A 770-nucleotide genomic window follows, 5' to 3' on the forward strand; every position below is an offset into this window, starting at 1 on the left:
GAAGTTCGGGCAGTTTGACGGGGGCACCTGGCCGGGGTGCCCGAACCCTTTGGCGGTGCAACACGCGAATAGCGATCGGTCGCGGCGCCTCGGCGCCGCGCATGGTATGAACCGTTGCGGGTGCCGGCCGGCAGGAGTCGGCGGCAGCCGCCAGTGAAGAAGAATCGACGCGAGGACAAGGATGAGTGAGCCGCAGCCGTCTAACGGCGCAGAGACGAATGCCGCGAAGCCGGCACCGGCCGGACTGGAATCGCTGGCGGCGGTCGGCAGCCGGCTGGCGCAGCTTCGGGAGACGAAGGGCTGGTCGGTCGACGACGTGTCGGCGCGACTCAAGGTCGCGCCGCAAAAGCTCCGGGCGCTCGAGTCTGGCGACATCAGCCATTTGCCTGGGGTGACGTTCGCGCTCGGTGTCGTGCGCAGCTACGCGAAGATGCTCGGCGTCGATCCGGAACCGTTCGCGCAGGCGCTGCGCCGCGAGCGCGGGGTGCCGGAAGTCGACCTGTCGATGCCTGCGTCGTCGGGCACGGATCTGCCGCGCGGCCGCGTGTCGATTCCGCTGGGCGGCTCGTCGCGCCACCATCCTTGGCTGTGGGGAACGGGGATCGTTATCGTCGCGGTGGTCGCCGTACTGATGTGGCACACTGGCGGCGATTCGTCGAGCCTGCTCGCACGCTTCAAGGGCGGCGAGGCCGAGCATGCGTCGGCCGCGAGTGCGACGGCGGCATCGTCGTCGGCTGAAGAAGCGGCCACGAACGGCGCGTCGGCAGCGG

The 770-nt window shown here is 69.7% G+C and carries 1 protein-coding gene; it reads left to right on the forward strand.

Going from position 1 to position 770, the window contains the following annotated elements; genetic code table 11:
* Positions 1-181 precede the first annotated feature (181 nt).
* Positions 182-770: RodZ family helix-turn-helix domain-containing protein (locus JMF90_RS39040; protein ID WP_201326544.1), on the forward strand; the 589-nt coding region annotated here is incomplete at its 3' end.

This window comes from Burkholderia sp. E168m23 (assembly GCF_016586125.1).
GTDB classification, from domain to species: Bacteria; Pseudomonadota; Gammaproteobacteria; order Burkholderiales; family Burkholderiaceae; genus Burkholderia; species Burkholderia orbicola.